Raw genomic sequence first — 18,523 nt, 5'->3', positions numbered from 1 at the left:
TTCATTGGAATGGACGTCAGTTATGCTCTCAGAACAAGCGCTAGAACTCATTGATATTGTGGCTCGTGTAGGTAGTTTCACCGCGGCGGCGAATCGGCTACATAAAGTGCCCTCTGCCGTGAGCTACGCGGTCAAGCAAATAGAAGAAGAACTCGGCGTCATTCTTTTTGAACGGCATCATCGCAGCGTAACGTTAACACCAGCGGGTGAACATTTTGTGAAGCAAGCCAGAACCTTGCTCACGCAGATGGACGAGATGAAACGTGGCACTCAGCGCGTGGCAAATGGTTGGCAACCCACCTTGTCCATAGCCCTTGATAATATCGTCCGTGCCGACAGGATCAGCGTATTAATTGCTGACTTTTATCGACACTTCCATGATATTGAATTAATTATTCGTATTGAAGTCTTTAACGGTGTTTGGGAAGCGCTCGCCACGGGTCGCAGTGATATTGCTATTGGTGCGACAACCGCAATTCCAGTCGGTGGCGTTTACCAATATAAAGACATGGGGGATATTGAGTGGGCGTTTCTTGTTAGTAAAAATCATCCCTTGGCCAGTATTGACCGCCCATTAAGTGACGATGAGCTGCGCCCTTTTCCTTCGATTTGTTTAGAAGATACCTCTCGGGAAATTCCAAAACGTATGACTTGGTTACTAGAGAATCAACGCAGGTTAGTCGTACCTGATTGGATCCGTGCCATTAACTGTTTCCGTGAAGGTTTAGGCGTCGGTTATATGCCAGTGCATTTAGCGAGCGTGTTTATTAAGGCGGGTGCGCTCGTTGAAAAAAAACTGGAAAATCCAAAGCAGACAAGCCCTTGTTGCTTGGCCTGGAATGCTGACAAGATGTCGCCTGCGCTCGCTTGGGTGCTGGAATATCTTGGCGATACTGAAAAATTGCACAAAGAGTGGCTGGCTTAAGCTTGTTTTAAACTCAATATGTTGATCTAGTCATTGAAATCAGCGTTGAGTGTGATTGTGTACCGTCTGCTTATGTACAGACTAAGTCTTTACCTTCATAGTGGATGAAGACGCAGATACAAGAATCTTATTTTTTATGCTTTGCAGTTAAAGTTGAAATAAATAATTGAGTAAAATTTTGAAGATTAACAATTTGTTATTCATGGTTCTATGACTTTCACCCGTATCTCATGTACGGTATCATTGCACCAGTTAAGTTCATTTTAGGATTTTACGGGAACTTAGTGTGCTGTAAAAAATCAAAATGATCAGTTTGGAAATGTGTCAACGGAGATCAACATGACCCAAGAAACCTTATATTCGACGAGTGCGTCAACACTGGAAGTGAACAAACTTCTTAAAAACACTTATATGCTGTTATCGATGACATTGGCCTTCTCTGCCCTGTGTGCGGGTTTGGCAATGGCATTAAATATCAGTCCATTAGTCTCCATTGGTTTATCGATTGGTGGCCTAGTACTGTTGTTTGTCACTTTACGTAAAGCCGAGTCTGCAGCGGGTATCTTCTGGGTGTTTGCCTTTACTGGTATGGAAGGTGCTTCACTGGGCTACATGCTCAATCACTACGCGGGTATGGCAAACGGTCCACAGCTGATCATGCAAGCACTGGGGTTAACGTCAGTGATTTTCGTTGCGTTATCAGCCTATGCCGTGACCACGAAGAAAGATTTCTCTTTCCTACGTGGATTCTTGTTCGCCGGCTTGATTGTGGTGATCGCCGCCGCTGTGATTAATATTTTTATGGGTAACAGTGTTGCCTTTATGGCAATTAACGCAGGCTTGGCGTTACTGATGACAGGTTTTATCCTGTTTGATACTAGCCGTATCGTCAATGGCGGCGAAACTAATTACATTCGCGCGACTATCTCGTTATACCTAGACTTCTTAAACCTCTTCATCGCGCTGTTACACCTGATGGGCATAGGCAACGATGACTAATCCTAGTTAGCGATTTTTAGCTTAACTTGCGTTAGAATGGCCCTACTTTTAGGGCCATTTTTATTTTAAATGAGCAAATTTATTATCCAAGTGAACGGGCCCGCTTATGGCACGTCGGCGAGTGTTAACGCCTTACGCTTCTCCCAAGCTGCACTTTTAGCTGGGCATCAGATTATCTGTGTGTTTTTTTATCAAGATGGCGTGTATAACTCCACAGATTTAAGCTTACCCGCCTCCGATGAAAACGATGTGATCAGTGACTGGAAACAGCTGGCGCAATCCCATCAGGTCCCGTTAGTCAATTGCGTTTCTGCAGCGCTACGTCGTGGCATTGTGAGTCAGCAAGATGCCAGCGAGAATGGCCTAAGCCACTGGAATGTGGGCGAGTCATTTATCATGGGCGGTTTAGGTGAGCTAATCACAGGTATTGAATCGGCCGATCGTTTGATCAGTTTTTAACTCTCAGGGCTACTATGAAAAAATTGTGTATTCTATTTCGCTGCTCGCCACATGGTACTGTTCGTGGCCGCGAAGGTTTAGATCTTGCCCTGCTTAGCGCTAGCTTCGAACAAGAAGTGAGTTTAGTGTTTGTGGATGAAGGTGTGTTGCATTTGATTAAAGATCAACAGCCTGAGCTTATCGGTGCTAAAGATTACATCTCCACCTTTAAAGCACTGCCGCTGTATGATATTGGCTCTATGTTTGTCTGTAAGCAATCCTTAGCCGATTACGGCTTAAGCCATGGCTTACTGTCGATCCCAGTGACAGTGGTCAACGATGAAGCCATCGCAGCCCATTTAAACCAAGTGGATGAGGTCTTAGTATTCTAATGATTTTACATCATATTCAAACATCTCCCAGTCGAGATAGCGCGCTGAAACTTTGTTTACGTTACGCCTGTAAGGAAGATGCGATTTTATTATCGAGCGATGGCGTTAACGCGTTACTGCTGCGCCAGTGGGCAATGGCATTATCGCCCTTTAAGTTGATGGTTTTAAAAGACGATGTTGTCGCACGCGGCCTATCCGAACGTTTAAAGAACGTGATGCTTATCGATTACAATGAATTTGTGGCTCAATCATTACTCCATGACAAGGTGATAACGTGGTAAATCCATTGCAATTTAATGGCGCAGAAATCGCCCGTGACCATCAAGGTTATTTAAAAAATCTTAACGATTGGCAACCCGATATGGCCCTGTTGTTAGCGGCAGAAGAGCAAATTGTACTTACGCCAGCCCATTGGGAAGTGATTAACTTTGTTCGAGATTTCTATCTCGAATATAAAACTAGCCCTGCTATCCGTGTATTAGTTAAAGCCATTGGCCAAGCCTTAGGACCAGACAAAGGCAATTCAAAATACTTATATACCCTATTCCCGATTGGACCTGCGAAACAAGCAACGAAAATCGCGGGCCTGCCCAAACCAGCTAAATGTATTTAATGGCAAAGGGTTAAGTCATCACGTAAACATGACACAAACAAAAAGGCATGTTCCCTTGGGAAACATGCCTTTCTTTTTACTTGAACAAAGTTGATAGGGTTATTTGACGTTTTCTAACACAACCCAGATGGCTTTGCCTACGGTGGCAAGCATTACAGCAAAAAATACTGCAATCACAGCGGTATAGGAAAGCCAACGGAGATAGCGCTGGCCTTTATCCATAGTATTATTTTGTGTTCCATTAGCCTATTTGAGTCAAACCGCCCATGTAAGGACGCAGAACTTCAGGGACTGTGATACTGCCATCAGCATTTTGATAGTTTTCTAAAATAGCCACTAAAGTACGACCTACAGCTAAACCTGAGCCGTTTAACGTATGCAATAGCGCGGGCTTATTATCTGCTTTCACGCGGTAACGTGCTTGCATACGACGGGCTTGGAAATCCTTCATGTTTGAGCAAGAGGAAATCTCACGATAGGTGTTTTGTGCTGGTAACCAGACTTCGATGTCGTAGGTTTTGCTTGATCCAAAGCCCATATCGCCAGTACATAAAATCACAGTTCGATACGGTAAACCTAAACGCTGCAACACTGTTTCAGCATGACCTGTTAGCGCTTCAAGTGCCGCCATTGAATCTTCAGGTTTAACGATTTGCACCATTTCAACTTTATCGAATTGGTGCTGACGGATCAGACCACGGGTATCTTTGCCGTATGAGCCCGCTTCGCTGCGGAAACATGCAGTATGCGCAGTTAACTTTATTGGCAGCTCGTCTTCATCAACAATGCTATCGCGAACTAAGTTCGTTAATGGCACTTCTGCGGTTGGGATAAGGCTCAAGCCTTGGCCTTCTTCAGTCGCAGGTTTAGTGTGGAATAAGTCTTCACCAAACTTAGGTAGCTGGCCTGTGCCGAGTAAGCTTGCCTCGTTAACCAGTAATGGCACATAGGCTTCGGTATAACCGTGCTCTGTGGTATGTAAGTCCAACATGAACTGACCAATGGCGCGGTTTAAGCGGGCGACTTGGCCTTTCATCACGATAAAACGTGAGCCAGTAATTTTAACGGCATTTTTAAAATCTAAGCCGTTTAGGCCTTCGCCTAAATCGATATGATCTTTAATCGGGAAATCAAAAGTGCGTGGCGTACCCCAACGTCTCACTTCAACGTTCTCTGTTTCATCGGCACCCATTGGTACTGATTCATCAGGCAGGTTAGGCATAGACATGGCAATGGCATTGACTTCTTCAAGTACGGCGGCCAGTTCAATCTTTTTGGCATCCAACTGTGAACCTAAATCGCCCACTTGCGCCATAATCGCGTCAACATCTTCACCACGGGCTTTAGCTTGGCCAATGGATTTGGAGATGGCATTACGCGACGCTTGTAATTCTTCGGTAGCCACTTGCAGTGACTTACGCTTTTCTTCTAATTGAATGAGATGAGCTATGTCTAAAATAAAGCCACGGGTAGCCAGTCGCTCAGCGGTAACTTCTAATTCGTTGCGCAAAAATTTAGGATCTAACATGTGATATATTCTTAATAGTTAAATGCGAGAAAAAACCAGTTGTTGACCTAAGTACACCATGAATAAACATAGACTTAGATTCAACACCACATTCAAAATCGCCTTCAGCCAATCCCCTTCTTGCATCAGCAACAAGGTTTCATTAGAGAAAGTCGAAAACGTTGTCAAAGCGCCCAACAGGCCGATACCGATCAGCGCTTTGAGTTCAGGGCTGATATGACTCATTTGCCCCAGAGCGTAAATTACGCCCATAAAAAATGAACCTATAACATTAACCAACAGTGTACCAAAAGGAAAACTGCTGCCAAATACTTGGATCATGAATATTGAAATAAGATAGCGTAAAACTGCTCCAATTGACCCGCCGAAAGCCACTAATAGGATGTTAGTCATATCTTTTGTTCTCACTGGCTTGATCTAACTGGACTAATTGCGCCAATTTATCTTTGATCCGTTTCTCGAACCCTCGCTCAGTCGGAAAATAAAACTGTGCTGTTTGCAGGGATTCGGGGAAATAATTTTCACCACTGACATAGGCATTCGCTTCGTCGTGGGCATATCGATACCCTGCTCCCATACCGATGTCTTTCATTAACTGAGTCGGTGCATTGCGTAAATGGTGCGGCACTTCGACTTGCCCTGTTTCGCGAGCTAACGCACGCGCCGCCTTAAATGCGGTATACACAGCGTTGCTCTTCGGCGCACTGGCAAGATAAACAATGGCTTGTGCTATTGCTCGCTCACCTTCGGCGGGGCCAACACGGTGAAAACAATCCCAGGCATTCAGTGCGATTGTCATCGCCGCAGGATCGGCATTGCCCACATCTTCAGAGGCAATCGCCAGTAAGCGCCTTGCCACGTAAAGCGGATCGCCGCCGCCCTCTAATATTCGACAAAACCAATACAACGCCGCATCGGGTGCTGAGCCGCGAATGGATTTATGCACTGCTGAAATAAGATCGTAAAACTGATCGCCGTTCTTATCAAAACCAGCAACTTGGTGCCCCGCCACTTGAATTAACATTTCAGTGGTAAAGGTGCCACCGTCGATGAGCATATCACTCATCAACTCAATAAGATTTAACGCTTTACGGGCATCACCATCACAAAGTTGTGCCAATGTTGTGAGCACATCGGTCGGCATTACAAATTGTCGTAGGCCTAAACCGCGCTCGTTATCGTTTAAGGCTTGAGTCACTATATGGGCGATTTCATCATGGCTTAACCGCTTGATAAGATAGACCCTTGCCCGTGAGAGTAAGGCATTGTTGATTTCAAAAGACGGATTTTCTGTGGTCGCGCCGATAAAGATCACTGTGCCATCTTCAATAAATGGCAGAAAGGCATCTTGCTGACTCTTATTGAATCGGTGGACTTCATCGACAAACAATAGAGTACGTTGGCCACGGGATTCTGCAACGGCTTTTGCTTGCTCAATCGCGGCGCGAATGTCCTTAACGCCAGAAGTGACCGCTGAAATGCGTTCAACGTGAGCATTTGAATAATGTGCGATTAATTCGGCTAAGGTTGTTTTACCTGTGCCCGGCGGTCCCCACAACATCATGGAATGGGCGCGCCCTGCTTCCAATGCTTTGCGTAGTGGTTGGCCCTCACCCAGTAAATGGGCTTGACCTATGTACTCGCTAATCGTTCTTGGCCGCATGCGCGCGGCCAAGGGACGAAAATCGGGCGCAAAATTAAACGATAAACTGCTCACGCGATAGCCTAATGCGCTGCTTTACGACGTTGATCATCAACATCGACGCTGTCTGGGATCACAAAGGTGAACAAGGCTTTGTCTTTATTTGTGATGGCTTGCTGATTGCTTAAATCAAACAGGCTTAAATTACCTTTATCATCGGCAACATTAAAGTTGACTAACTGGGCATTTTTGAAACAAACATTAACGGACAATATGCCCGAATCAATCGCCTTAGGTTTGATCTCATAGCAATCTTGTTTCTTGGACACTGAATACTGTGACCAAGTCGCATCGTCGCGGTGGACGAGCAATGCGATGGGAGATGCATTGATTGCTTCAGCAAAATCCATGATGACCACCTCTTCGGCGAAAGGATTGTAGATCCACAAATCTTTACCATCAGCGACAATCTGTGATTCATCGGGCTGGGTTAAATGCCAATAAAATTGATTCGGATACGCCAAGGCAAAAATGCCTGACCCCGTTTGAATAACCTTTTTATTAACGTCTGTTACGGTTTGTTTGAAATCGGCTTTTAGTGACGCGGTACCAATCAATTTTTCCCTGAGCTGCTGCGCATCATCGGCAAACACAGCCGCGCTAAATAGCAAAGGTGAAGCTAACAACACAGCGCATAATCGTTTTTTCATTTTATTCCTTACCCTGTAAACCCTTGGGTGTATCAAAGCTACGCCTTAGCGCGGCTTAATAATGTTTTGGTGCTGGCGGCGCTAAGACTTCACGGTTACCGTTGTGGCCTTGAGCAGAAACAATACCTTGTGCTTCCATCTGTTCAATAATGCGTGCTGCACGGTTATAACCAATCTTAAATTTACGCTGTACGCTTGAAATCGAGCCGCGACGAGTTTCAGTCACAAAGGCAACTGCTTCATCGTATAACGGATCGTATTCTTCGTCTGATTCAGCGGTTTCACCAGGCAATAATACTTGTTCACCATCACTGGCACCGTTGAGGATTTCTTCGATATATTGCGGTTTGCCACGGGCGCACCAGTCGGCAACGACACGGTGAACTTCATGATCATCAACGAACGCACCATGAACACGATTCGGTACCGCGGTACCCGGTGGCAAAAATAACATGTCACCCATACCAAGCAAGGTTTCAGCACCCTGCTGGTCTAAAATGGTGCGCGAATCGATACGAGATGACACTTGGAACGCCATACGTGTGGGAATGTTGGCCTTAATCAAACCTGTGATCACATCCACTGACGGTCTTTGGGTTGCAAGAATTAAATGTATGCCAGCTGCACGCGCTTTTTGGGCAATACGGGCAATCAACTCTTCAACTTTTTTACCAACAATCATCATCATGTCAGCAAATTCATCGACCACGACAACAATCGATGGCAGCTTATCTAACGCAGGCGCTTCTGGCTCCATGCTGTCAGAAGACTTCCACATAGGATCTAAAATCACTTCGCCATTGGCCTTCGCCTCGGCAATTTTAGCGTTATAGCCCTTGATGTTACGTACGCCCATCATAGACATCAGCTTGTAGCGACGTTCCATCTCACCGACACACCAACGCAGCGCATTGGCAGCTTCTTTCATGTCGGTCACGACTTCACATAGCAAATGCGGAATACCTTCATAGACAGACAATTCCAACATTTTGGGGTCGATCATGATAAAGCGTACATCTTCTGGGCCAGACTTATACAGTAAGCTGGTGATCATCACGTTTACACCCACAGACTTACCAGAGCCTGTAGTACCGGCTACCAATAAATGTGGCATTTTACCAAGATCAACAACAACGGGGTCACCAGCAATATCTTGGCCTAACACCATCGTTAAGTTGGATTTACTCTCAGTAAAGGCGGCACAATCTAACACATCGCGCATAAACACGGTTTCGCGGAATTTATTGGGCAATTCGAGTCCGACATAAGCCTTACCCGGAATAACTTCAACCACGCGCACACTTTCAGCCAGTAATGAACGAGCTAAATCCTTTGATAGATTAGAGATTTTTGACGCTTTAACGCCCGGCGCTAATTCTAATTCAAAGCGTGTGATCACAGGACCTGGATACACACCCACTACATTGGCGATGATGTTGAAATCGGCCAATTTAAGCTCAACAAGGCGGGCGACTTGATCCAATTCCTCTGGGCTGATCGGATTCTTCTTACGGTCAGGTATGTCGAGCAAGTTAATACTCGGCAGAGGATCCATCGGTTTTTTCGGTGCGGGTTTGTCTTCTTGTCCTGGCAATACCACAATGCCATCGACAATTTTAGCTTTTTGATCTTGCTTATTACGCTGCGCTTGATTCACTGCACCTGTTGACACTTTAGTATCAAAATCAATGACGTCATCATCGCTAAAACCTAGACTTTCATCGTCTTCATCTTCTGTAAATGCTTGACTGCTAAACACAGGCTCATTGTCATCATGATCGAATGAATGCGAATTAAAATCGGCACTGTTCAGCTCATCGGCATTTGAATGCTGAGGTTCAGCTAACCAAGGTGGTGCTTCAAAATTGCCATGGGCGGCCAAATCATCATTATCGATTTGTGGCTCAACCCGTTGTGCACTCTTACTTTTACTGCCATTCAAGCTTAGAATTTTTGCAAGCGCCGATAGTTTGTTTTTTGGCGACGAATTATTCTCAGTTTCAGTAATAATACCTTCTGGTTCAATGACCATATCATCAGTGGCAGCATATAGCGTTGGGGTTATCTCAGCTCTACGACCAATATGACGCTCACGCACCTTAGGCTTTTCAACTATGGGGGGCTTTTCTAGCACATATTGGGATTCACGGCGCTGTTTAAACTTATCCACCACGGACATAAAACCACGGGTATCCTCGGTTTCATGCTCACGCTTCATCGCTTGCGGCAATAATTTTAACTTTTTATAAATCCAAATAGAGACTAAGCCGATTTTCTCGACCACAGTCAGCCAGCTAATCCCAGTCAACAGCGTAAAGCCTGAGCCCAAGAAACACAGCAGTAATAAGGTAGTGCCGAGTTTATTAAAATACGGCAACATGGCTTGACCGATCACATCACCCGCCACTCCGCCTGCCGAAAACTCGTAGATGTTGTTGGCATTCATGCTCGCCAAAGCAGAAAATCCTAGAATGATCAGTAAAAATCCAATCAATCTCAGGGCCACTGAAAAGTAATCAATTTCAAGTAAATGATGGGCACGTTTGAACAATAACCAACCTGTCGATGCGACAATGATTGGCATGATATAAGCCGTAACGCCGAAGAAATATAACAGAATATCGGCAATCCAAGCCCCTACTGCTCCGGTCCAGTTTTTAATATCGCCTTGAAAATGCGACTGACTCCAACCAGGATCAGACGGACTAAAACTCGTCAATGCGAGCAAAATATAAGTGGCGAGAACACAACAAATGATGAGTCCGCCTTCCAGCAGACGTTGCAGGCCAGTGAGCGTGCGTACACTATTTCCTTGAGACAAACGACGTAATCCATAAAAGTGAAAACAGGTGGGCTAACGATACCAGAATCCCACTAAATGTGGAGCACATTAGCCTGTTTTTCTATACAGAATTGGTCATGATTGGCAAAATTTGGTCTATTGAGGTGTTTTAGTGTGCTTTTGGGAAGGAATGAGTTATTACACAAACACTTCCGTTAACAAATTTGTTTAAAAATGCCACAAAAAGAAGCCCCTAAGTTAGCAAACTTAAGGGCAATACAAGGCTAATAGCAATAAGTGTTAAATGAGATGGATATATCGACGTTACTGATAAATAAGGGGCCTAAGCCCCTTATTGTAAAACCAAACAATCAGGGTAATTTAGATATCTGAGAGTAGATGATTTATCGCTACACGACTGGTGTGCTTAACTTCTTCCATCACAACATAAGTACGCGTGTCGGAAACAGAAGGTAATTTCAATAAAGTTTCACCTAACAAGCGACGATAAGCCGACATATCTGAAACACGAGTTTTCAGTAAGTAGTCAAAATCGCCTGAAACTAAATGACATTCTTGAATATCATCGAGTAGTTGCACTGCACGGTTAAACTTATCAAACACTTCGGGAGTATCACGGCTTAATGTGATTTCCACGAATACCAGTAGGGATGCACCCAAGAAATGAGGATTCACCAATGCGGTATAACCATTGATGTAACCTTGCTTTTCGAGACGTTTTACTCTTTCTAAACACGGAGTAGGACTTAGTCCGACTCTTTTTGACAATTCCACATTTGAAATGCGGCCATCAAGTTGTAGTTCATTAAGAATGTTGCGATCGATGCGATCCAAGTCTTTTACAGGACTCTTTTTATTATATGCCATTTATTTAACCTTGCTTTATCACTAAAACAACATTTTATTCTACGTATGCCGAAAGTTCAGCAGCATAAACTGCGTCGCCGATACTATACTAGATATCCCTGAATTAATCACGTTCAGGTCACGATAAAATAACAATTATGCCCATTAAAAGTGGGATTTCAGGCAATTGAGGCTCAAAGATGATTATTGGTGTTCCCAAGGAAATTAAAAACCACGAATATCGTGTCGGTATGGTTCCTTCTAGTGTTCGCGAGTTGGCGATCAAAGGTCACGACGTTTTTGTTGAAACAAATGCAGGCATAGGTATTGGTTTTTCAGATCAAGATTATATTGATGCTGGCGCCACAATTTTAGCGACTGCTGCTGAAGTTTTTGCTAAAGCGCAGATGATTGTAAAAGTAAAAGAGCCTCAAGCAGTTGAACGCGCTATGTTGCGTCACGATCAGATTTTATTTACTTATCTGCATCTTGCTCCAGATTTACCGCAAACTGAAGATTTAATCAAAAGTGGTGCCGTATGTATCGCTTACGAAACTGTGACAGACGATCGTGGTGGCCTGCCTTTGCTTGCCCCTATGTCTGAAGTCGCTGGTCGTATGTCAATCCAAGCTGGCGCTATGGCATTAGAGAAATCTTCTGGTGGCCGCGGTATGTTATTGGGCGGCGTACCGGGGGTTGAGCCTGCTAAAGTCGTCATTATCGGCGGCGGTATGGTTGGTACTAATGCAGCACAAGTGGCAGTTGGTATGGGTGCTGATGTTGTTGTGCTTGATCGCAGTATTGATGCTCTACGTCGTTTAAATGTGCAATTCGGTTCTGCTGTAAAAGCCATTTACTCAACTGCGGATGCAATTGAACGTCATGTTATTGAGGCCGATCTTGTGATCGGTGGTGTACTAATTCCTGGTGCTGCGGCGCCAAAATTGGTTACTCGTAGCATGATTTCACGTATGAAGCCTGGCAGCGCTATCGTTGACGTGGCGATCGATCAAGGCGGTTGTGTTGAAACTTCACATGCCACTACTCACCAAGATCCGACCTATATCGTTGATGATGTTGTGCATTACTGTGTTGCAAATATGCCTGGTGCGGTCGCTCGTACTTCAACATTTGCGCTTAATAATGCAACCTTACCGTACATTCTCAAGTTAGCAAATTTAGGCTATAAAGAAGCGCTGTTGCAAGACAAGCATTTTCTTAATGGCTTAAACGTCATGCACGGTAAAGTGGTGTGTAAGGAAGTGGCTCACGCCCTAAACTTAGCGTTCACATCTCCTGCGACACTATTAGTATAAGTTTTTAATTAACTTAACTTTTTATGTGGATTTAAGCTGGCTTTACTTAGTATGGAATTCAAATCGGTCTCGATACAATTGAGGCCGATTTTTTTATTGGGTAGAAATACGCTCCATTACGATCACACCATCATATTTATACAAGCTCATTTCGTGGTTCACACTTAAGCTATTTATTCACAGTAAAGTAAAACTGACACTCTCCATACCAAAACGGATGGACTCGATTAGTGCAATCTAAAAGAATCGCCCTCCAACACTTTACCCCCACAGGTAAATTCCCTACAATCCTTGCAATTTGCTAAAGGCACGGAGATAAAAATGAGCCAGGTCAGACATTGTAACTTATTGATTTTGGGTTCAGGCCCAGCAGGATATACCGCAGCCGTTTATGCTGCGCGTGCGAATTTAAAACCTGTGATGATCACAGGTATGCAACAAGGTGGTCAATTAACCACGACGACTGAAGTTGAAAACTGGCCAGGCGATGCGGACGACTTAACAGGTCCGGCCTTGATGGAACGTATGCAGAAGCATGCTGAAAAGTTCGATACTGAAATCTTGTTCGATCATATCAACGAAGTAACCCTTACCGAGCGCCCTTTCCGTCTGAAAGGCGATAACGGCGAGTACACCTGTGATGCGCTGATCATCGCAACTGGCGCTTCTGCCCGTTACTTAGGGTTAGAGTCAGAAGAAGCTTTCAAAGGTCGCGGTGTATCAGCCTGTGCAACCTGTGATGGCTTCTTCTATCGCAATCAAAAAGTCGCTGTGATCGGTGGCGGCAATACCGCCGTTGAAGAAGCATTATATTTAAGCAATATTGCTGCTGAAGTTCACCTCATCCATCGCCGTGACACCTTCCGCTCAGAAAAAATCTTGATCGACCGTCTGATGGATAAAGTCGCTAATGGCAACATCATCCTTCACTTAGATCAAACCATGGATGAAGTGGTTGGTGATGCCATGGGTGTGACAGGTCTAAAGATGAAGAGCACTAAAGATGGCTCGATAACTGACTTAGCCGTTGCTGGCGTGTTCGTCGCTATTGGTCACAGCCCTAATACCGGTATTTTTGAAGGCCAGTTGGAAATGAACCACGGTTATTTAAAAGTTCAGAGTGGCTTGCAAGGTAACGCCACGCAAACCAGTATCGAAGGTGTTTATGCCTGTGGTGATGTGATGGACCAACATTATCGTCAAGCCATTACTTCTGCCGGTACAGGCTGTATGGCCGCACTCGATGCAGAGCGTTATTTAGACGCTAAAAAATAATTAGACTCGATTTTTCAACGAATAGCAGGCTTAGCCTGCTATTTTTTTAGGTCAAAATCGTTAAGTAATAGCAAGATTTTTGCAGGCTGTGCCAATTAATATTGTTCACGCACGCACATTTCTTTCCTTTGCGATTATTAATTCCGCACTACTTAGATAGTACTTATATAAGTTCTTAGGTAAGTAAAATCATTTCGTTAAGCCAAAAATGGCGCACAAAAAAAGGGACCAAATGGTCCCTTCTCTACAGCAACAAACTAATTTCTTAGTTTAACGCTTCTTTTGCTTTTTCAACTAAAGTTGCAAATACAACTTTATCGAATACAGCAATGTCAGCCAAAATCTTACGATCGATTTCGATAGACGCCTTTTTCAGACCGTTGATGAAACGGCTGTAAGACAGACCATTTTGACGAGCGGCAGCATTAATACGTGCAATCCAAAGTTGACGGAATTGACGTTTTTTCTGACGACGGTCACGGTAAGCATATTGACCAGCTTTAGTTACTGCTTGAACAGCAACACGGTAAGTACGGCTACGAGCGCCATAATAACCTTTAGCTAGTTTTAAAACTTTCTTGTGACGAGCACGAGCGGTTACACCACGCTTAACTCTTGGCATTTTCTAATCTCCTAAATTAAGCGTAAGGTAATTGACGCGCGATTGCTGGAACGTCAGCTTTTGATACTAAACATTTGGCACGTAAGTGACGTTTACGTTTAGTGCTTTTTTTCGTCAAAATGTGACGTAAGTGTGCTTGCTTGCGCTTGAAACCATTAGCGGTTTTCTTAAAACGCTTCGCTACACCCTTATCTGTTTTCATTTTAGGCATTTCTAAAACTCCGCATTGGGATGTTTAATAAAAAGCAAGGCGAGCAAAGGCCATAGACCTTTGCTACTTTAAGTTTTGCCCTACTTATTTCTTTTTAGGCGCTAGCACCATAATTGCTTGTCGGCCTTCCATTTTCGGGAAAGATTCAACAACCGCATACTCGTCCAAATCAGCCTTGATACGGTTCAATAGATCCATACCCAGGTTTTGGTGTGCCATTTCGCGACCTCGGAAACGCAGCGTAATCTTCGCTTTGTCCCCGTCTTCCAGAAAACGTATCAGGTTGCGTAGTTTTACCTGATAGTCGTTTTCGTCAGTTCCAGGACGGAATTTAATTTCCTTGACCTGAACCTGCTTTTGCTTCTTCTTTTGTTCCTTGGCTGACTTAGCCTTATCAAAAAGGAACTTACCGTAGTCCATAATGCGACATACTGGAGGTTCAGCATTTGGGCTGATTTCTACTAGGTCTACACCTGCTTCATCTGCCAAATTCTGAGCATCTCTGATGCTTACCACACCAATAGCTTCACCATCAATGCCTGTTAAGCGTACTTCTGGTACACCTGTGATTTCTTCATTGATTCTATTAGGGGCCGGCTGACGCCCTGCTGTTTTTTTGATCTTTATGACCTATTCCTCCAACAATTTGAGACTACGGAGCGAAATCTGTTGATGGATTTTAGTGGCGAAATCTTCAAGTCGCATCTTACCTAAATCGATACCATCACGGGTACGCACCGCTACTTCCTTATTTTCCATTTCTTGATCGCCAACGACCAACAAATAAGGGACACGCCTTAAGGTGTGCTCGCGTATTTTAAAGCCTATTTTCTCATTCCTCAAGTCAAAAGACGCTCGAATACCTTGTTCTTTGAAGAATTTTACGACTTCTTCAACATAATCAGCCTGTTTATCAGTGATATTCATCACGACAACTTGCATTGGGGCTAACCAAGTTGGGAAACGTCCTGCATATTCTTCTATCAAGATACCCAAGAATCGTTCCAAAGAGCCTAAAATAGCACGATGGATCATCACTGGGGTCTGACGGCTGTTATCTTCGGCAACGTAAGTTGCACCAAGACGGCTTGGCAACGCATAATCGAGCTGCACAGTACCACATTGCCACGCTCGGTCCAAACAATCGTGTAAAGTAAATTCGATTTTTGGTCCGTAGAACGCGCCTTCGCCTGGCAAAATAGTGAATTCAATATTATTGGCACGCAGAGCTTGCTTAAGTGCTTCTTCCGCTCTGTCCCACATCGCATCGTCACCGATACGTTTCTCTGGGCGAGTCGACAGTTTTACTACGATATTTTCAAAGCCGAAGGTCGCGTAAGTATCGTAAACCATCTGGATACAGGCACTCACTTCCTCTTGAACTTGGCTGTCAGTACAGAAAATATGGGCGTCATCTTGCGTAAAGCCACGTACACGCATTAATCCGTGTAACGAGCCTGAAGGTTCATTACGGTGACAGCAACCAAATTCAGCCATACGCAATGGCAGATCACGGTAAGATTTCAACCCTTGGTTGAAGATCTGCACGTGGCCTGGGCAGTTCATTGGTTTGATGGCGTATTCGCGGTTTTCGCTGCTGGTCGTGAACATGGCTTCTGAGTATTTATCCCAGTGACCAGAACGTTCCCACAACACGCGGTCCATCATTAATGGGCCTTTTACTTCTTGGTAAGTGTATTGGTTTAGCTTACGGCGAATGAATCTTTCTAATTCGAGGAAGATGCTCCAACCGTCGTTATGCCAAAACACCATACCCGGTGCTTCTTCTTGCATGTGATACAAGTCGAGCTGCTTACCGATTTTACGGTGGTCACGCTTAGCCGCTTCTTCAAGACGGGTTAAGTGCGTACTCAGGGCTTTTTTGTCGGCCCAAGCGGTACCATAGATACGTTGCAACATCTTGTTTTCTGAGTTGCCACGCCAATAAGCGCCGGCAATGCTCATTAATTTAAAATGTTGGCAGAAACGCATGTTAGGTACGTGCGGTCCACGACACATGTCAGTGTATTCTTCGTGATGATATAGCGCAGGCGTCGCGTCTTTGCTGATGTTCTCATCCAGAATGGCAATCTTATAATCTTCACCGCGCGCAGCGAATGTATCACGGGCTTCTTGCCAGCTAACGACACGTTTTACTACGTCATAGTTGGTTTTTGCCAGTTGAAGCATGCGCTTTTCTAAGGCGTCGATGTCATCTTGAGTCAACTTGTGCTCAAGGTCGATATCATAGTAGAAGCCATTATCGATAACAGGACCAATCGCCATCTTGGTTTCTGGCCACATTTGCTTAATCGCGTGACCTAATAAATGCGCGCAAGAATGGCGAAGAATTTCAACACCTTCTTCGTCTTTGGCGGTAATGATTGATAGCTCAGCATCGGTTTCAATGAGATCGCAAGCATCTTTTAATTCGCCATTAACGCGGCCAGCGATACAAGCTTTCGCTAAACCAGGGCCAATATCAGCGGCAACATCGAGGGTCGATACAGCATGGGCAAACTCGCGTTTGCTACCATCGGGAAGTGTAATTACAGGCATGAAATGTCCTTTCCAGTGGTGACCCACACGTAGGGCCACTTGGTTTTAGTTAATGTAAGAGAAATGCTCGCTAGGTTAAGACAGTACAGGAGTCTTAGCCGCCTTGCGTAGCAGGGCGTTTATTCTAAGGGATTGTAGCTAAAAGGCGCAAGCATATTGACCAGAATTGGGATTGGAAACAAAAAGCAAATTCATGATTTTGCAGTGTCTTGGTAACTTCTTGGTCATCTAACTCCCCTATTCTAGCGCCAGTTATTGGGCATCACTGAAAACATGACAAGGGAGTTGATATGTTGAACTGCATTCTACTGGCTGTAACACTCACGCACACTGCAACCGCTTTACCTGAGCCGCAGGTGAAAATCACAAGCAAATCTTTGATTGATACTCAAGTGTTACTCGTTGATATTAAAAGTGAACTTGAGCAACAGATGCAGCGTTTAACGCTGGATATTACCCAAAATGCCCGCGATGGCGTGTTACACAGCAATGAAATGGAGGGGTTAGTGACGGCAAAGGACTAGTTTTTAGAAGAGATAATGATCCAACAAGAAAATATTTAACCAGAAGGTCTATCATGCTGCGTTTTGAGACCGACTTCATCTAAGTCAGTGCACTGCACTCTGCTGTATACTCAAATAGGAAGCACATAAAGCGCACTCAGGTTTCGAATATCGACAAAGCGCAGACAATATAAGCGTACGAAGTGTGAGATGCGTTGATTGAGCAGAGCGATTCGCTCTATTGGCGATAAGGAGTTGCACCATGAGAGTCATGAACAAAGTTATTGCTTGTCCCCACTGCGGGCACCATCAAGATATCAGTATCGATGCCAGCTGTGGAGACCAAGATTATTACGATGACTGCCGAATTTGTTGTAATCCGATTCACTTACGCTTACACATCGATGAATCGAGACGAACGGTTGAGCTGTATATCGATTCAGACGACGAGCAAATCTATTAAACGAGATTGCACTACACGCTGCGATGTCACTAAACTAACGTGCTTGTTCGTTAAAACGCCTGGCCAGCACGCGCTCGACTGTGTCGACGATAATTTGTGTTTGGCTGTCGATCTCAATATTGAGTTCATCACCCACTTTATACTGACTTAAATTGGTCAGTTTTAGGGTTTCAGGAATTAAGTGCAACTTAAAACCGGAGTCACTCACCTCGCCAACCGTTAAACTACAGCCATTAACGCCAACAAAACCTTTATAAAAAATGTAATCCATCCATTTAGGCTCAATGCCCAGTGTCAGATCATAATGCTGTTCTGTATGGCTAATATCGATGACTTTGGCCTTAGTATGGATATGGCCAGAGAGAATGTGCCCACCAATTTCACTACCAAAAGTTAACGAACGCTCAACATTAACGCTTTGACCTATAGACAAATTAGCCAGATTCGTCAGTCGCAAGGTCTCTTCCACTACGTCGAAAAATACCCTATCATCAACGACCTGAGTCACAGTAAGACATACCCCGTTATTTGCCACACTTGCACCAATCGCAAGTCCCTCATGCAAATCAGGTTCGAACGCTACCTCAAGGGTATTTAGGCCATCTTTCTTATGTATTGCAACCACCTCGCAGGTGGCTTGAACTATACCTGTAAACATTTTCTGCTCGCTTAATCGTT

Annotated in this window: 22 protein-coding genes; 10 read left to right on the top strand and 12 right to left on the bottom strand. The window is 44.4% G+C overall.

What is annotated here, in order from left to right; translation table 11 throughout:
• Window positions 1–22 precede the first annotated feature (22 nt).
• From punR to ACHA99_RS18320, 6 genes are all read left to right on the top strand, one after another.
• On the top strand, window positions 23–925 hold the full coding sequence (gene punR, locus ACHA99_RS18345) for a DNA-binding transcriptional activator PunR (protein WP_168827717.1): 903 nt from the start codon (window positions 23–25) through the stop codon (window positions 923–925).
• Between the two features lie 339 nt (window positions 926–1,264).
• Window positions 1,265–1,924 carry a Bax inhibitor-1/YccA family protein gene (locus tag ACHA99_RS18340; protein ID WP_028759949.1) on the top strand — a complete coding sequence of 220 codons (660 nt, stop codon included), beginning with the start codon at window positions 1,265–1,267 and terminating at the stop codon, window positions 1,922–1,924.
• A gap of 69 nt (window positions 1,925–1,993) precedes the next feature.
• Window positions 1,994–2,383: a sulfurtransferase complex subunit TusD gene (gene tusD / locus ACHA99_RS18335; RefSeq protein WP_028759948.1), complete on the top strand. Its 390-nt coding sequence runs from the start codon at window positions 1,994–1,996 to the stop codon at window positions 2,381–2,383.
• A 14-nt stretch (window positions 2,384–2,397) separates the two neighbouring features.
• Window positions 2,398–2,754: a sulfurtransferase complex subunit TusC gene (gene tusC, locus ACHA99_RS18330; RefSeq protein WP_393944283.1), complete on the top strand. Its 357-nt coding sequence runs from the start codon at window positions 2,398–2,400 to the stop codon at window positions 2,752–2,754.
• Window positions 2,754–3,035 (top strand): sulfurtransferase complex subunit TusB, encoded by a 282-nt coding sequence (tusB, locus tag ACHA99_RS18325; protein ID WP_105252497.1) that lies wholly within the window; start codon window positions 2,754–2,756, stop codon window positions 3,033–3,035. Before tusC ends, tusB begins: the two co-directional genes overlap by 1 nt.
• On the top strand, window positions 3,029–3,367 hold the full coding sequence (locus ACHA99_RS18320; RefSeq protein ID WP_105252498.1) for a TusE/DsrC/DsvC family sulfur relay protein: 339 nt from the start codon (window positions 3,029–3,031) through the stop codon (window positions 3,365–3,367). Before tusB ends, ACHA99_RS18320 begins: the two co-directional genes overlap by 7 nt.
• A gap of 99 nt (window positions 3,368–3,466) precedes the next feature.
• On the opposite strand, the gene ACHA99_RS18315 is transcribed toward ACHA99_RS18320, so the two are convergent.
• From ACHA99_RS18315 to lrp, 7 genes are all read right to left on the bottom strand, one after another.
• Window positions 3,467–3,589 carry a hypothetical protein gene (locus ACHA99_RS18315; RefSeq protein WP_028759944.1) on the bottom strand — a complete coding sequence of 41 codons (123 nt, stop codon included), beginning with the start codon at window positions 3,587–3,589 and terminating at the stop codon, window positions 3,467–3,469.
• Window positions 3,590–3,608: 19 nt separating this feature from the next.
• Complete coding sequence (gene serS, locus ACHA99_RS18310; RefSeq protein ID WP_028759943.1) at window positions 3,609–4,895, bottom strand: serine--tRNA ligase; 1,287 nt, start codon at window positions 4,893–4,895, stop codon at window positions 3,609–3,611.
• 18 nt (window positions 4,896–4,913) lie between these two features.
• A complete protein-coding gene (gene crcB / locus ACHA99_RS18305; RefSeq protein WP_028759942.1) occupies window positions 4,914–5,288 on the bottom strand; it encodes a fluoride efflux transporter CrcB in 375 nt (124 codons plus the stop codon).
• Window positions 5,281–6,612 carry a replication-associated recombination protein A gene (locus tag ACHA99_RS18300; RefSeq protein ID WP_393944279.1) on the bottom strand — a complete coding sequence of 444 codons (1,332 nt, stop codon included), beginning with the start codon at window positions 6,610–6,612 and terminating at the stop codon, window positions 5,281–5,283. Before ACHA99_RS18300 ends, crcB begins: the two co-directional genes overlap by 8 nt.
• 8 nt (window positions 6,613–6,620) lie before the next feature.
• On the bottom strand, window positions 6,621–7,247 hold the full coding sequence (gene lolA / locus ACHA99_RS18295) for an outer membrane lipoprotein chaperone LolA (protein ID WP_028759940.1): 627 nt from the start codon (window positions 7,245–7,247) through the stop codon (window positions 6,621–6,623).
• A gap of 55 nt (window positions 7,248–7,302) precedes the next feature.
• Window positions 7,303–10,068 (bottom strand): DNA translocase FtsK 4TM domain-containing protein, encoded by a 2,766-nt coding sequence (locus ACHA99_RS18290; RefSeq protein WP_393944277.1) that lies wholly within the window; start codon window positions 10,066–10,068, stop codon window positions 7,303–7,305.
• A gap of 342 nt (window positions 10,069–10,410) precedes the next feature.
• Window positions 10,411–10,917 carry a leucine-responsive transcriptional regulator Lrp gene (lrp, locus tag ACHA99_RS18285; RefSeq protein WP_006081649.1) on the bottom strand — a complete coding sequence of 169 codons (507 nt, stop codon included), beginning with the start codon at window positions 10,915–10,917 and terminating at the stop codon, window positions 10,411–10,413.
• Between the two features lie 179 nt (window positions 10,918–11,096).
• Between lrp and ald the strand changes: the two genes are divergently transcribed.
• Window positions 11,097–12,212, top strand: coding sequence for an alanine dehydrogenase (ald, locus tag ACHA99_RS18280; RefSeq protein WP_028759938.1), 1,116 nt, complete (start codon window positions 11,097–11,099; stop codon window positions 12,210–12,212).
• 321 nt (window positions 12,213–12,533) lie between these two features.
• The gene (gene trxB / locus ACHA99_RS18275) at window positions 12,534–13,487 is read left to right on the top strand and encodes a thioredoxin-disulfide reductase (RefSeq protein ID WP_007647644.1); all 954 of its coding nucleotides are present in this window, start codon (window positions 12,534–12,536) and stop codon (window positions 13,485–13,487) included.
• 265 nt (window positions 13,488–13,752) lie between these two features.
• Here trxB and rplT read toward each other — a convergent pair whose 3' ends face one another.
• The 4 genes from rplT to thrS all read right to left on the bottom strand — a co-directional run bounded on the left by rplT (window position 13,753) and on the right by thrS (window position 16,879).
• Window positions 13,753–14,109 (bottom strand): 50S ribosomal protein L20, encoded by a 357-nt coding sequence (rplT, locus tag ACHA99_RS18270; protein WP_006081652.1) that lies wholly within the window; start codon window positions 14,107–14,109, stop codon window positions 13,753–13,755.
• A 16-nt stretch (window positions 14,110–14,125) separates the two neighbouring features.
• On the bottom strand, window positions 14,126–14,320 hold the full coding sequence (rpmI, locus tag ACHA99_RS18265; RefSeq protein WP_006081653.1) for a 50S ribosomal protein L35: 195 nt from the start codon (window positions 14,318–14,320) through the stop codon (window positions 14,126–14,128).
• Window positions 14,321–14,404: 84 nt separating this feature from the next.
• The gene (infC, locus tag ACHA99_RS18260) at window positions 14,405–14,947 is read right to left on the bottom strand and encodes a translation initiation factor IF-3 (RefSeq protein WP_012089240.1); all 543 of its coding nucleotides are present in this window, start codon (window positions 14,945–14,947) and stop codon (window positions 14,405–14,407) included.
• A gap of 3 nt (window positions 14,948–14,950) precedes the next feature.
• Window positions 14,951–16,879: a threonine--tRNA ligase gene (thrS, locus tag ACHA99_RS18255; protein ID WP_028759936.1), complete on the bottom strand. Its 1,929-nt coding sequence runs from the start codon at window positions 16,877–16,879 to the stop codon at window positions 14,951–14,953.
• A gap of 290 nt (window positions 16,880–17,169) precedes the next feature.
• On the opposite strand from thrS, the gene ACHA99_RS18250 reads away from it, so the two are divergent.
• Window positions 17,170–17,403 (top strand): hypothetical protein, encoded by a 234-nt coding sequence (locus tag ACHA99_RS18250; RefSeq protein ID WP_113940463.1) that lies wholly within the window; start codon window positions 17,170–17,172, stop codon window positions 17,401–17,403.
• A 241-nt stretch (window positions 17,404–17,644) separates the two neighbouring features.
• Complete coding sequence (locus ACHA99_RS18245; protein WP_028759934.1) at window positions 17,645–17,845, top strand: CPXCG motif-containing cysteine-rich protein; 201 nt, start codon at window positions 17,645–17,647, stop codon at window positions 17,843–17,845.
• 34 nt (window positions 17,846–17,879) lie between these two features.
• On the opposite strand, the gene ACHA99_RS18240 is transcribed toward ACHA99_RS18245, so the two are convergent.
• Window positions 17,880–18,503 carry a riboflavin synthase gene (locus ACHA99_RS18240; protein ID WP_028759933.1) on the bottom strand — a complete coding sequence of 208 codons (624 nt, stop codon included), beginning with the start codon at window positions 18,501–18,503 and terminating at the stop codon, window positions 17,880–17,882.
• Window positions 18,504–18,523: the final 20 nt, after the last annotated feature.

The organism is Shewanella sp. S23-S33, from assembly GCF_043359565.1.
Taxonomy (GTDB): domain Bacteria; phylum Pseudomonadota; class Gammaproteobacteria; order Enterobacterales; family Shewanellaceae; genus Shewanella; species Shewanella oncorhynchi.
This window is presented reverse-complemented; position numbering and strand designations above follow the sequence as displayed.